This window comes from Haloarcula sp. NS06, assembly GCF_051122755.1.
Lineage (GTDB): Archaea > Halobacteriota > Halobacteria > Halobacteriales > Haloarculaceae > Haloarcula.
In genome coordinates this window covers 83,679-96,722 of the sequence record NZ_CP184844.1, presented here as the reverse complement: position 1 = coordinate 96,722, position 13,044 = coordinate 83,679, and the positions used below count along the sequence as shown (strand labels likewise).

Genomic DNA, 13,044 nt, shown 5'->3' with positions numbered 1-13,044 from the left:
ACATTTCCTCGTTTCGCTCGAACGTCGCTGTTAAGACGCCGCCGGACCGAGCGACGATATGGACGACTTGCGGCTCGCTCCGACTATCGGCATCGTCGGGTGTGTTCTGTATCTCCTTGTGCTCGCAGTCCCGTACGGCCTCGTCGAAACAGCGAGTGCCGTCGGGGCGTACTACAGTTCGGGGGCGCTCTCCCCGCTGCTGCCAGGCGTATTCGCGCTGGTCTGCATCATCGTGTTGGCGGCTGGCCGCGAGGGTCGGTCGGACCCAAGCGTCGCGGCGGGCGCAAGCATCGGTATGGGCGTGTTCATCGTCGCCCTCAGTGTTCTCTGGGCAGTCACCGTCCCCGAGAGCCTCGTGCTGGGGCTGACCGAGTCAACGCTGATGGAGTACCATCGCTGGGGTGTCGTCCTCGCGGGCATGCTCATACCGGTTGGGGGCACGTGGTTCGCGCGGGCGCTGGACCTGCTGTAGGCCGGTCTGTCCACCGGCGCGTCGTCCAGCGGTCTGTGGGCGCATCCGAAAGGCCCTTATGGGGCGGCGGCGGACTTTCAGATGGACTAGGTCGGGGGCTAGGCCCCCTCCTTGCCCGCACTGTGGTCTTGAGCGGGGACCGAACACCGGGGGCGTCCGGTCTGACGGACGTGGACCCCGTGAGCTAACGTGGAAGCCTCGTCCCACGGGGACGGCGGTCGGCGTGGTCGCACCTGCAGGGGTGCGCCCACGTGGTTAAACGATGGCACTCCGCCAGGCACGGAAGTGAGCAGCGGACCATCGAACACCCGTCGCTCGTGGGGTCGCGGGGTGGAGGAGGCAAACGGGATTACCCGCGTCCGAACGCCGGGCCATCCTGGCTGTCCGTTCCATTCATACCTGCAGTTACGACCCGCAAACAGTCGTATTATATGTGTTTTCGCCGAAAGCGATCGCCTCCAGCCGCGCAGGCTTGATCCTGGTCGCTGAAGGGATCTGACGTTCCTATCGCCTGTTGAGGTACTACGGTATTAGAGATATTCGAAGCGAGATAGAGTCCAGCAGCGATCCGAAAAGGTGATTTCTAATTACCTTTCGCTATCTGCTTCTATGTTCTCGATATTCATAACTGTAAAAGGGTCAAATATAACTCAAATATGGTCCAAAATTCGATACCGGCCTAATATACCCCACAGTCTCGCATATTGAGGTCGGTTTCTCATTGAAGTGAGTGAAGACCAGAATAACTCACTGACCTCGGCCAGTATACAGCTACCGATGACGGCACCGGAGGCTACGACTCGCCGGCACTGTCGTCGGCGTCCCACTCCTGCAGTTCCGTTCGCCGGATCTTCCCGCTCGTCGTCTGTGGTAACGTCTCGGCGAACTCGATCTCGCGAGGGTACTCGTACTCGGCAAGGGTCTCTCGGACGACAGACTGGATTTCTGTCCGGAGCGTCTCGTGGTCCGGCCCGTCTCCGGACGTCTCGACGTACGCCTTGATGATTTCGCCCCGCGTGTCGTCCGGAACACCGATGACGCCGGCCTGGACCACGTTGGGGTGTTTGAGAATCGCGCTTTCGACCTCCATCGGCCCGACGCGGTAGCCACTGGTGATGATTACGTCATCTGTGCGCGATTTGAACCAGACGTAGCCGTCGTCGTCCTGCCGGGCCAGGTCGCCGGTGACGAACCAGCCCTCGACTTCCTTGGCTGCGGTTTTTTCTGGCAGCTTCCAGTACTCGTCGAAGAACACCGAACGGTCGTGAGGGCGCAGCGCTATCTCGCCGAGTTCGCCGGTCGAAAGAGGCTCAGCAACACCGCGGTCGGCGGCGTCAGGGTCCAGAATCGCCAGGTCGTATCCTGGCAATGGCTTGCCCATGCTGCCGGGTTCGGTGTCGAACCAGTTCGAGTTATTGGCGACGACGAGGTTCAGTTCCGTCTGGCCGTAGAACTCGTTGATGGTGACCGAGTCGAACGTCTCCGCCACCCAGTCGACGATTTCCGGCGTCAACGACTCGCCGCCGACGGCAAACGTCTCGATGGCGAGGTCGTACGTCGCCGTTGGGTTCTCGACGTCGATCAGCATTCGGAGGGCAGTGGCCGGCATGAACGACCGGGTGATATCGAACTCGGAAAGGAGGCTAAACGCCGCCTCGGCTTCGAACCCCGAGGCGGGGTAGCCGACAATGGTCCCGCCGTGATGCCACGTCGCGAAGAGCGTTCCCCCGAGCGCCGCGCCCCAGGCCCAGTCCGCGGGCGTCCAGACCGTCGCGTCCGGTCCCAGCCCCTGGTCGAAAAAGTTGTACGCCGCCGCGGCTCGTCCGAGCCACAGCGCGTGTGAGTGCCGGACGCCTTTCGGGGGTCCCGTCGAGCCGCTCGTGTACAGTATCGCCGTGTCGGTGTCTGGCGTGGAGTCGTAGGGTTCGATATCGGTGTTTTCCGACGCGGCGAGCACGTCCTCGAAGGCATTGACATCACCAGCCGGCGCGTCGGTTTCGATCTCGATGACGTGTTCCAGCGCCGGACAGTTGTCCCGGACCGCATCGATATCGTCGCGCACGGCTGGATCGATAACGGCGACGGTCACCCCAGCATCGTCCAGCCGATACCGGAGCGCGTCTGTCCCGAATAGGACCGTCAGCGGAACCGACACGGCTCCCAGCTTCCAGTTCGCTAGGTGTGTGATCGGGTTCTGTGGCTTCTGTGGCACGACGACGCCGACCCGGTCACCGACCTCGACGCCGAGCCCGGCCAATCCCGCCGCAAGTCTGTCCGATAGTTCGTCCAGTTCGCGGAAGGTGTACTGCTCGCGCCGTCCGTCGGGATACGCCTGTTCGAGTGCCACCCTGTCGGAGTCATCGTGTTTGTGCAGAAAATCGACTGCCGGATTGTACGACGACGGAAGGTCCCAGGTGAACTGCTCGCGGGCCTCGTCGTACCCCTCGAAGTCCGGCATCACTGTCCAGACCATGGCATACCGGTCGCCTGGGTGGCTGTTGCGTCTTTCGGTCGAACCACCGTCGCCACACCCGATCCGGCAGAACTTTCCGTCTTCCCCTCCCGACTTCACCGTGGACTCTACCGACATTCGGGAGGAATGGGCCGAGCGGTCCGGCGAATACTCTCCCGCGTATTATGCCTACTATGGAGCGGACGAGACGAGTGAGTTGGTGCAGTCAATACTCGCAGAGCATGTCGAGCAGGACGCGGCTGTGCTGGAGGTTGGCTGCAGTTCCGGGCGGCATCTCGCTGCGCTGGCTGACGCTGGCTACTCGGATTTGACCGGCGTCGATATCAACGCCGATGCGTTAGACGTCCTTGCTGAGACGTACCCCGACCTCGCAGCCACCGGCTCGTTCCACGCGATGGCTATCGAGGAGTTCGTTACAGATGTCGCGGACGACACGTATGATGTCGTTTTCTCTGTCGAAACACTGCAGCACCTCCATCCAGACGTCGACTGGGCGTTCGAGGAACTGGCACGGATCGTAGATGACCTGTTGATCACCGTCGAGAACGAAGGCGGCGACCCGGGTGAAGTAAACTACGTCGACGACAACGTCCCGCTTTATTACCGGGACTGGAACGCGGTGTTCACAGACTGTGGCCTTACCGAAGTAGATTCGACAGATGGAAAGCGAGACACTGTTCGCATATTTCAGGCGTCTGAATAGAAGTTGGAAGAGACAGGATTGTATAGAGGGTTCTCGGGGACAGAAGCTGAAAAATATACCCACTTATACGAGATTGGATGCCAAAAGGTCGAGTGTGGTTGTAAAACACAGATGGTGCGTGCAAAATCATGTGCCAATCCAGATGTGGTTTGTGGCTCTTAGAAATGCATATTAAACGGATGGTAACAGAGCGGGAGTCGCATTGATCTCAGTTCAATAATCGTGTATCGGATATGAGCTGAACTACTGAACGGCGGTCTTACACGGAACCGTACTACAACCAGCACCCTCCGTTACAGAATTGGGCTTGGGAGCGGTGAGTATGTGTCTCACGATATGCCCACTGGGATAGCAGAATAACGTATGTACGTCTGTCATCCGTAATGTTCCGTATTACTGAACGGCAATTCGCCTGAGGGGAAACAGATTGCCGGCCGACGGCAGGAAGCAGACTGTTGGCAGCACAAGATTCATGTAGTGTTGCAGTTTGCAACTCTGTATGAGGTACTACCAGCTACGTGACGGGAACTCACAGCGGTTAGCGGTCGAGACTGGGGATGGTGTGTACGATTTGACCAGCGTCAAACCGCAGCTTCGAACGTTCCGTGACCTCCTCAAGTCGGCCTCGATTGCGGATACCGCACCGGATGAACTCAGCGCCCGCCACCTTGATGCCGCTACGGTGGTGTCCGAACAGCGACTCGAAGCTACTGCTACCGATCCCGTCACCGCCGACGAAGTCTGGGCCGCTGGCGTCACGTACCAGATCAGCGAAGAAGCACGGACAGAGGAAAGCGATACGCCGGAGATGTACCTTGACGTGTACGACGCGGAGCGACCGGAGATCTTCTTCAAATCGACGCCGAATCGGACTGTCGGCCCCGGCGAAGCGGTCGGCATCCGAGCCGACTCTGACTGGGACGTGCCCGAGCCAGAGCTCGCGATCGTTCTCTACGAGGGAGAAATCGTCGGCTACACCGTCGGCAACGACATGAGCAGTCGGTCTATCGAGGGGGCGAACCCGCTGTACCTCCCTCAGGCGAAGGTGTACGACCGCTGTTGTTCGGTCGGCCCGGCCGTCGTCACGGACATCGAAGACCCGCACTCACTGGCGCTCTCGATGTCGATCCACCGCGACGGAGACCGTGTCTACCACGGGGAGACCAACACCAGCGAGATGAAACGCACCTGCGAGGAACTCGTCTCGTACTACACCGCGCACAATGCGGTCCCCGAACTATCAGTGCTACTTACCGGGACCTCGCTCGTTCCCGACGACGATTTTACGCTGCAGGAGGGGGACGAGGTCACCATCGATATCGAGTCCATCGGAACACTGAAAAATTCAGTTACGGTCGTCTGAGCGGCTATCGGCCCGGGGGTGGGACTGCGGTCCCTCTGGGAGCCGCTTCACATAGGGCTTCACAGCGTGATACCGTGCTCGGCTCTCACCTAGTTTCGATTGCGTGCCTGTGTGTCGGTCTGCTGTGGGGGATTTGCGCCGACGAAGTTATGCCATCCCTCCGTTTGACTGCACGCTCCACGGATATATCTACCTACGACAATTGGCCGGACCGTACGTGCCTCAGTGTGCGGTGGTTTGTTATCGATATGCCGTGAGAAAAACCAGTGTGCCGTAGAGGCCGCGGCTCTGTCCCAGATGTTTGAACAACTGTTTAGTATGAGGGCGTGCATGACCGGGTATGGCAAAGACCGCTCAAAACCCAGTTAAATCCGCCGAGACAACGTTCGAGGTGCTTGACGCACTGAAAGATCTCGACGGAGCCGGCGTCACCGAACTGGCCCAGTACCTCGACATCCCAAAGAGTACCGTTCACAACTATCTGAGCACGCTGGAGCAAGAAGAGTACGTTGTCAATAGAAACGGTGTGTACGAGGTAGGGCTCCGATTCCTAGAACTGGGGGCGTACGCCCGCCACCGGCAAAAGCTGTTCGAGATTGCGAAGCCAGAGGTTGACCGGCTGGCGGAAGAAACCGGCGAGCTCGCGAATATTCTCGTCGAAGAACACGGCCGCGGGTCGTACCTGTACCGTGCTCGGGGAGACAAAGCCGTGCAGGTCAAGGCCCACGTCGGAACACGCGTTCCGCTTCATACGACAGCGCTGGGAAAAGCGATTCTCGCACACATGCCGACCGAACGGGTTGATGCGATTGTCGACCGCCACGGACTCGGCGGGGAGGCCAGCAAGTCGATCAGTAGCAGAGCGGAGCTGGAGCAAGCGCTAGCCGACGTTCGGGAGCGCGGCGTCGCCTTTGACGACGAGGAGCGTCTCGAAGGGCTCCGCTGTGTCGCTGCTCCGGTGCTCAACCACGATAACGAAATTATCGGTGCGATCAGCGTTTCGGGGCCGACAAATCGATTCCGTGGCGACCGGTTCCGCGAAGAATTCCCACAGAAAGTACTGGAAGTCGCCAACGTTATCGAACTGAACGTTACCTATTCGTGACACCAGTGTTCAGAAGCGGCGAACGGTATCACAGTCTTCTGGAGGCGATAATTGAACAGTTGATCTTCGACAATAGCGCCGTACGCGGGCGGTGATTGCGGAACAGACAGACAAGGCAGGGGGTACTCAAAGTGCGTATCGAAATCGTTTGCAGCACGTATTAGCTCCACAACACGCATGAGTCCCTGCTTGCACTCGATAAATGCCAGTTCATAGCTTTGGCCGCTGGACGGTGTCCATACGTAGTATTCATGATGAGTGAACGGCTTTTCATCGCCATCTTACACCATTCGGTACGAGATATGACTACGGCCCTGACTCGGTCCCAATCTCAATAATGGATGTACTACTGTTACTCCAGACGGGACATATCGATTATGCGCTCCCTATCACTGGTTGTGTTCTAAGTAGTAGCGAAACCAACCGGCTGTATACGTAATATGTCCAAATATCGGTTTTGTGTACAATACTGCCTAATATGGCGCTATCACAGGTGCTGAAGAACCGATATTGCAAAATACATCTATAATTTTGGGCAGAGGAGATTATATTTGGTCAATGCTAAGCCAGCGAATGAACTATTCGACGATAGATCTTGCTCAGGTAGACACACAGCAGCAGCTATTGTTCCAGCAGTATCTCTCGACAAGTTGGGTTGCACAGTTACGCGAGGAACTGGACACCCAGAGCCAGCAGGAACAGTACCACGACCCCGATCGATGACAGTTCGAGCCACCGGGACCGCACGTCGGCGGACCTGATGCTTGCAACGAACAGCGTTCCGACGATGCCGACGACGACGACCAGTGCCAGATACACTGCGTTGAGCGTTGATGCCATGTGATACCATTCCACAGCAGTACAGTAAACATTGGTGGTCAAATGGCCGTCCCCACAACGGTAATGAGACTCAATCACATAGACAGGGGCATGCGTCTCGAACTGCGAATCTGTAAACACTGCTACAAGGGTGACCATGGGAACGATCAAAAGACGGCGGTGACACAGGACATGGTCGCCTGTGCGGAACAGGTCCGCGAGTACAAGGACCTCATTGGGCTCGATGCACTCTATATTACGAAGGTGACGGAAGGTGACCCCGGCGGCGCGGAAGCACTGGATGTCATCGTCGCCAGCATTGAGGGCGATCAGGTCGCGCTCTCAGATACCCAACTGGTCATGGAGGACGGCGACGGCAATATGCTTGTCTACCCGGAGCCAAAGGACATCCTCCAGGTCCTGACCCGGAACCTGAACCAGATTCAGGAACAGACCCGGCAGGACGTCGACGTCGAGCTATCGCCGGAAGGACAGGCACTCATCGCGTAGCTGCACGAAAAACGGCTCGCAGTCGGTTCAGTTCTCGCTGTCGTCTGATTCAGGCTGGCCGCCGTCGGTCTTGGGCTCGCCCCCGTCGGCCGCGGCCGGCGGTTCTCGCTCTGCTTCGAGCTGCTGTTCCCAGCGGATGCGCAAGACGTTCCCGTACATCGACAGCACGAGCCCGACACCGAGGACGACCATGCCGAGGTTGATACCGATAGTCAACAGAATGCTCGACGGGCCGCCGCCGATGGCGAGTTCGCGGGGCACCGGATAGCCCTCGTCGAAGATGCTTCCGATGAGCACGGAGACGATCCCGATGACGGTCATCGCACCGAAAATCGTCGAGACAGTTCGCCAGGACGGGGACAGCGAGAGGCGTTCGATCCCCGTGGTGTCCGGCTCCTCATCGTCGTCGCCGTGGTGCTCAGGCACCATGCTTCGGGGAATGAACGCCTTCGTCTCGACGGGGTAGAAGGCAGGGTGCATCCCGTGCTCGAAGATGTGGAACATGACCCCCATCAGCATGATGACGCCCAGCAGGCCGTGGAACGTGACGAAGGCCATTGCGGCCGCTTTGGTCTGGAACATTGCGGCGAGGCCGGTCTTACTCCAGATGAGCAGCCCCGAAATCGCAAGCAGGGTCAGCTCGATGGAGAAGATCGCCACGACACCTTTGCCAATGTAGGACAGCAACGGGACCTCATCGGCCTTGTAGCCGGCGAACTGTCGCGCGCTCGGGTGGCGTTCGTCGGCCCGGCCCAAGACGAACTGGATGTCCTGGATGAACGCATCGACGTCGTCTTTCGCCGGGAGGATTTTCGAGAAGTTGCTCCGGCCGGTTGAAGAGATAATCTGGAGCGTAATCCAGAAGATGACGAGTGCAACCAGCCCGATGCCGGTGATGCGGTGGATTGCCGTCACGCCTGAGGCCCCGCCCATCAGCGTCAGCATCCACCACAGTTCGTCGTTGAACATGATGGCGTAGCCGGTGAAAAACAGCAAGAACACGTCCAGCCCCAGCAGCGAGTGGAACAGGGTCGTCACACGCGTGAACTTTCCGTGGTCGAGATTGCTCATGCGCCGTCACCCCCCTGTCTGTCGCCACCGGTCGGCGACCCGCCGTCGGCCGCGACGGCCTCGTTTGTGTCCTCACCCGGTTCGCGCATCTCACCTGCCAGCCGCTGGAACGCCGCCCAGTGGATGAACACCATCACGAGAATGAACGCACCGAGGATGACGTCGGCCGCGTGGATGAGCGCGATGAGGAAATCGAGCGCGGGGATGGTGTTGCCGAACACCCAGTCCGCGCCGATACCGCCGCCCTCGACGCTCGGGTTGACCCGGTACAGCGATTCGTAGCCGAGTCTGAAACCCTGTGCCCAGAACAGCGCCAGCCCCGCGACAGCGAGGCCGACGGCCGCGCTGACGAGCACTGAGACGCGGCTGTAGCCGTTCACCTCCGGAAGGTCTTCTGTGTTCGTCATTGGAACTCACTGGCGTCCTCGCCAAAGATGATGTCCATAGCCACGTCGTTGAAGAACGTGCCGCTGTCCCTGTTGTCCAGTTCGTCCGAGATCTGGGCCGGCGTCCCGACCAAGATGGCGTCGGTGGCACACTCCTCGGCACAGGCCGGCCCCTTGCCGACGTCCTGGCGCTCCTCACACATGGTACACTTGTCCATGTTGCCACCGCTGCCGACGAGATTGGCGACCCCCTCGTCCTCGCTAGGGAACTGCGGCGCGCCAAAGGGACACGCCGAGAGGCAGTACTGGCAGCCGATACAGAGGTCGTCACGGACCCGTACGAAGCCGTTTTCCTTCGAGATGAGCGAGTCGGTCGGACATACCGAGACGCACGGCGCGTTCGAACAGTGATAGCACTGCATCGGCACCGCGGTTTCGCCTGGTGACTCACCTTGGCCCATCGCCTGGCCGCTGCTGGCGTTGAGCCCTGATGCGGCCTCTTGGCCTTCGAGCATCGTCGCGATACTGATTCGCTGTTCGTCTCGTGGGACGTCCCACGTACGCTTACAGGAGACGACACAGCCGCCACAGTCGATGCACGCTTCGACGTCCGGGAAGATACGCGCATCCTCGCCGGTACTCATCACGCCGTCGTGCATCACTTCGTTGCCTGTTGACATACTCAGCTCACCTCATTGCACCGTCGAGTTGTCACGGACGTCGAAGTCCTTCTGCGTCCCGACGTCGTTCTCGTCTTGCGGGAACGTGAGGTCGAGGTCGACATCCATGTTGAATTCGTTGATTACTTGCTCAGTCGCCGGGTAGACGCCGACCATCGACACCTTCGTCTCCTGCATCTGTGTCTCGACATCGTATCCACGTGACGTGATCGCGTTCGCGGAATCTCCGATCGCGTAGGGCACGTGCCCGTCGGGGTACTTGTCCTCTAAGCTCTGGCCTTTGAACACGCCACCCCAGTGGTACGGCAGGAACACTTCCTGTGGGTTCGGTCGGTTCGTCACCCGCGCCTTCACCAAGACGGACCCGCGGTCCGTCGAGGCGATGACGATCAGGTCGCCGCCGTCAATGCCCAGGTCCTCCGCCATGTCCGGATGGACCTCGGCGTACATGTGCGGCTGAAGGTCGGCGGTGTGGATGTTGTTCCGCGTCTCCGCACCGCCGCCCTGATGTTCGACCTGCCGCCCGCTGGTCATGATCGTGTCCAGATCTGGCCCATCGTCCTGATTGTGGATGATGTCCGTGGCCCGTTCCTGCTCTTCGAGGTTGTTCTGGTCAAGCCGGTAGAAGTTCCGCTGCTGGCCGTTCGCCGGCCACTCGTTCAGCAGTTCCGTGTCCGGCCCCTCGATGGGTTCGCGGTGCACCGGCACCTTGTCGAGGAAGCTCCAGACGACGGCCCGTGCCCGGCCGCGTCCGGTTGGCGCGTCGGGCTGTTTGAAGTCATACTGCTCGTAGAACTCGGGCTCAACGCCTTCCCCGATCATTGTTTCGAGGTACTCGTCGAACACCGGGCTTCCGGTGTCAGGGTTGTTCAACGCCTGCGCGGCGGTGTACACCGACTCCTGATTGTCGAGCGCGTACTGCTGTGGGATGGTGAGTTCGTCCGGCTGTACCTCCTGAGTCGGGTCGACGAGGCTCTGTGGTGGCGTCACCTTCCAGCCCGGGTACTCCGGAATGCCGTGGATCATGCCGTCCGCAGCCGTGTCGGCGTCGTCGGCCCATTGGGGGTTGTACGGCGCACGAGTCAGATCAAGCGCGTCCTCCTGACTCTCGTATCGGTCGCCGACTGCATTGAGCGTCTGCTGCATCGGGTAATCGTCGTCTGTCGGCATCGCGTCCCAGTCTTCCGGGGTCGGTGCCGAGACGCCCCAGCGAGTCCGGAAGTCCTGGCCCCCGTTGTTGGGGTCCAGGTCGTCGTTCCAGATGATCGGGGTGCCCGGATGGTCCTCGCCCCAACAGGGCCAGGGGAGCATCCAGTACTCGCCGGCGACAGGCGTTCCTTCGGCTCCCTTGAGGTCCTCGTTGGAGAACGCGTAGTCGTACTCTAGGTGTTGCTGGAGCCGTTCGGGCGTCTGTCGGTAGCCGATGGTGTTGGTTCCGAGGTTGAACTCGCGGATGACGCCCTCGTATGTGGATTTGCCGTTGTAGAGCTCCGAGCCCGCGCCCCAGTCGAAGTGCTCGCCAAAGCCCAGATAGCCAGCCAGTTCCTGCATGATCTGGAGGTCGGGCTTGGAGTTGTGCGCCGGCGAGCGGACCGGTTCGGACCACTGGACCGACCGGTTCGTGTTGGTCAGCGAGCGGTAATGCTCGTACTGGCTGGACGCCGGTAACAGCAGCACCGGCGGGCCGTCCTCGTAATCCGGCAGCACGCTCGCAACCGAAGGGAACACGTCAACGACGACCAGCAGATCGAGGTTCTCCATGCCCTCTTTCATCTGCTCCATCTCGCTGATGGAGTTCGCTGAGTGCCCCCAGAAGACCGCGATCTTCGTCTGGTCGGGCTGGTAGATCGGCGTTTCCTGATACCGGTCTTCCTTGTCGAGGGCAGACTCGAACCAGCGGGCCACAGTCAGCCCGTTCTGGAACATCATCGAGTTCTCTGCCGGGTTGTTCGGCCCGTGGTCGGCGTTCGGCGGCAGCGAGTCCGCGTCCTCACTCCCTTCATACGTCGGACTCTGTCGGACGTACTTGTCCGGCGGCATCAGCTCGAACCGGTTGTACATGTCCGCAAACGACGTGTCGCCGCTGGTCTCGGGGGTTCGGTCCCAGATTTCAGCCCACCACGACCAGCCCCCCGCCGACAGACCGTAATATCCCGGCAGGATATGGCTGGCGACCGCGAGGTCGGTCGCCCCTTGGACGTTCGCGTGTCCACGCATGACCTGCAGGCCGCCGCCGCTCCTGGCCGCACTTCCGGAGGCGAGACTCGCCATCGCGTACGAGCGGATGTTCTGGGTCCCGTTGTTGTGCTGGGTCCCGCCCATCGCCCACTCGATCTGGACGTGTGGTCGGGCCTCGTCAATCATGTCAGCGATGCGCTCGATGTCCTCGGCGGACACCCACGTGATTTCCTCGACGGTTCCCTTGTCGTACTGGTCGAGTTCCGCGTCGACGTCTTCCCAGCCCTGCACGCGGTCAGTGAGCATATTTTGGCCGCTTTCGTCCGCGTCGGGGTCCATCGCGAGCCCGTGCTTGTCACGGAGTTCTTTGATGATCCCCATCATCAGGGCCACATCGGTGCCCGGACGGAACCGCATGAACTCGTCGGCGTGAGCCGACGTCTTCGTGAATCGTGGGTCCAGATTGAGGATGGTCCCGCCGCGTTTCTGCCCTTCGAGGATGTGCTGCATCGCGATGGGGTGTGCCTCAGCCGGGTTCTGGCCGATGATGATGTTCAGGTCGAAGTTCCGGTAGTCCTGAACGGTGTTGGTCATCGCGCCATAGCCCCAGGTGTTTGCCAGCCCCGTGACTGTCGTGGAGTGACAGATCCGCGCCTGGTGGTCGATGTTGTTCGTGCCCATGAACGCCGCCAGCTTCCTGCTGGCGTAGGCCTCCTCGTTGGAGTGATGGGCGCTGCCGAGCAACATCACACTCTCGCGGCTGTGCTCCGCGTCGACGTCGACAGCCTCGTCCGGCGAAGTGTCGTCGTCGGGCCACAGCGCCCGGATGTCTGTCGCCAGCCGGTCGTACGCTTCGTTCCAACCGAGCTTGCGCCACTCCCCGTCCTCCTGTATCATCGGGTGTTTGAGACGCTTCTCGGAGTGTTCGGTCTCGTAGATGCCGGCCCCTTTCGAGCAGAGTGATCCGGCGTTTATCGGGTGTTCATGCCATGGTTCCATGCCGACGAAGGAATTCCCCTCCCGCTCACCACGGAAGCCACAGCCCACCGAGCAGTAGTTGCAGATCGTCTTGGTCAGTTCCGTGTCCGTGTCTGTCCCGTCCGTTTCCTCGCCGTCCTCCTGAAGTGCCCGACCAGCGCCGCTGACGCCGAGGGCGACCCCGCCCGCGAGGGCGCTCGCCTTCATGAACGAGCGCCGGTCGAGATCCAGTGAGACCGGTTCCTGTTGTGTACTCATCGTGAATGGTGCCCACCCATTACCGGTGCTGTCCGTGTTTGCCACGTA

At 60.3% G+C, this 13,044-nt stretch carries 11 protein-coding genes and 1 other RNA gene; 6 read left to right on the top strand and 6 right to left on the bottom strand.

The features are described 5' to 3' along the window. Positions 1-58: 58 nt before the first annotated feature. Together ACODNH_RS04040 and ffs are read left to right on the top strand one after the other, a co-directional pair. On the top strand, positions 59-472 hold the full coding sequence (locus ACODNH_RS04040; protein WP_306707705.1) for a DUF7548 family protein: 414 nt from the start codon (positions 59-61) through the stop codon (positions 470-472). Positions 473-551: 79 nt separating this feature from the next. Next, positions 552-862, top strand: an RNA gene (gene ffs / locus ACODNH_RS04035) — signal recognition particle sRNA. 403 nt (positions 863-1,265) lie between these two features. On the opposite strand, the gene ACODNH_RS04030 is transcribed toward ffs, so the two are convergent. Beyond that, complete coding sequence (locus tag ACODNH_RS04030; protein WP_306707703.1) at positions 1,266-2,945, bottom strand: acyl-CoA synthetase; 1,680 nt, start codon at positions 2,943-2,945, stop codon at positions 1,266-1,268. A gap of 100 nt (positions 2,946-3,045) precedes the next feature. Between ACODNH_RS04030 and ACODNH_RS04025 the strand changes: the two genes are divergently transcribed. The 3 genes from ACODNH_RS04025 (at position 3,046) to ACODNH_RS04015 (ending at position 6,116) form a co-directional block, all read left to right on the top strand. Beyond that, positions 3,046-3,648 (top strand): class I SAM-dependent methyltransferase, encoded by a 603-nt coding sequence (locus tag ACODNH_RS04025; RefSeq protein ID WP_306707701.1) that lies wholly within the window; start codon positions 3,046-3,048, stop codon positions 3,646-3,648. 499 nt (positions 3,649-4,147) lie between these two features. Then, a complete protein-coding gene (locus tag ACODNH_RS04020; protein WP_306707699.1) occupies positions 4,148-5,011 on the top strand; it encodes a fumarylacetoacetate hydrolase family protein in 864 nt (287 codons plus the stop codon). A gap of 340 nt (positions 5,012-5,351) precedes the next feature. Continuing rightward, on the top strand, positions 5,352-6,116 hold the full coding sequence (locus tag ACODNH_RS04015) for an IclR family transcriptional regulator (RefSeq protein ID WP_306707698.1): 765 nt from the start codon (positions 5,352-5,354) through the stop codon (positions 6,114-6,116). Positions 6,117-6,779: 663 nt separating this feature from the next. Here ACODNH_RS04015 and ACODNH_RS04010 read toward each other — a convergent pair. Continuing rightward, positions 6,780-6,956, bottom strand: coding sequence for a hypothetical protein (locus tag ACODNH_RS04010; RefSeq protein ID WP_306707696.1), 177 nt, complete (start codon positions 6,954-6,956; stop codon positions 6,780-6,782). A 90-nt stretch (positions 6,957-7,046) separates the two neighbouring features. Between ACODNH_RS04010 and ACODNH_RS04005 the strand changes: the two genes are divergently transcribed. Further along, positions 7,047-7,445 (top strand): hypothetical protein, encoded by a 399-nt coding sequence (locus ACODNH_RS04005; RefSeq protein WP_306707694.1) that lies wholly within the window; start codon positions 7,047-7,049, stop codon positions 7,443-7,445. Positions 7,446-7,472: 27 nt separating this feature from the next. Here the strand turns inward: ACODNH_RS04005 and ACODNH_RS04000 are convergent, their stop codons facing one another. Genes ACODNH_RS04000 through ACODNH_RS03985 form a run of 4 tightly spaced genes read right to left on the bottom strand, consistent with a single transcriptional unit; the run spans position 7,473 to position 12,996 of the window. Beyond that, positions 7,473-8,516 carry a cytochrome b/b6 domain-containing protein gene (locus ACODNH_RS04000; protein ID WP_306707691.1) on the bottom strand — a complete coding sequence of 348 codons (1,044 nt, stop codon included), beginning with the start codon at positions 8,514-8,516 and terminating at the stop codon, positions 7,473-7,475. Next, positions 8,513-8,923, bottom strand: a complete 411-nt coding sequence (locus tag ACODNH_RS03995; RefSeq protein WP_306707689.1) for a hypothetical protein — start codon at positions 8,921-8,923, stop codon at positions 8,513-8,515. Before ACODNH_RS03995 ends, ACODNH_RS04000 begins: the two co-directional genes overlap by 4 nt. Next, positions 8,920-9,582, bottom strand: a complete 663-nt coding sequence (locus tag ACODNH_RS03990) for a 4Fe-4S dicluster domain-containing protein (RefSeq protein ID WP_058995203.1) — start codon at positions 9,580-9,582, stop codon at positions 8,920-8,922. The genes ACODNH_RS03995 and ACODNH_RS03990 overlap by 4 nt, the downstream gene beginning before the upstream one ends. 12 nt (positions 9,583-9,594) lie before the next feature. After that, a complete protein-coding gene (locus ACODNH_RS03985; protein WP_306707687.1) occupies positions 9,595-12,996 on the bottom strand; it encodes a formate dehydrogenase subunit alpha in 3,402 nt (1,133 codons plus the stop codon). Positions 12,997-13,044 lie beyond the last annotated feature (48 nt).

Coding starts and splice junctions, on each gene's coding strand:
- ACODNH_RS04015 (WP_306707698.1), top strand. CDS start 5,352: ATGGCAAAGACCGCTCAAAACCCAGTTAAATCCGCCGAGACAACGTTC.
- ACODNH_RS04005 (WP_306707694.1), top strand. CDS start 7,047: ATGCGTCTCGAACTGCGAATCTGTAAACACTGCTACAAGGGTGACCAT.
- ACODNH_RS04020 (WP_306707699.1), top strand. CDS start 4,148: ATGAGGTACTACCAGCTACGTGACGGGAACTCACAGCGGTTAGCGGTC.
- ACODNH_RS03985 (WP_306707687.1), bottom strand. CDS start 12,996: ATGAGTACACAACAGGAACCGGTCTCACTGGATCTCGACCGGCGCTCG.
- ACODNH_RS04010 (WP_306707696.1), bottom strand. CDS start 6,956: ATGGCATCAACGCTCAACGCAGTGTATCTGGCACTGGTCGTCGTCGTC.
- ACODNH_RS04040 (WP_306707705.1), top strand. CDS start 59: ATGGACGACTTGCGGCTCGCTCCGACTATCGGCATCGTCGGGTGTGTT.
- ACODNH_RS03995 (WP_306707689.1), bottom strand. CDS start 8,923: ATGACGAACACAGAAGACCTTCCGGAGGTGAACGGCTACAGCCGCGTC.
- ACODNH_RS04030 (WP_306707703.1), bottom strand. CDS start 2,945: ATGGTCTGGACAGTGATGCCGGACTTCGAGGGGTACGACGAGGCCCGC.
- ACODNH_RS04000 (WP_306707691.1), bottom strand. CDS start 8,516: ATGAGCAATCTCGACCACGGAAAGTTCACGCGTGTGACGACCCTGTTC.
- ACODNH_RS03990 (WP_058995203.1), bottom strand. CDS start 9,582: ATGTCAACAGGCAACGAAGTGATGCACGACGGCGTGATGAGTACCGGC.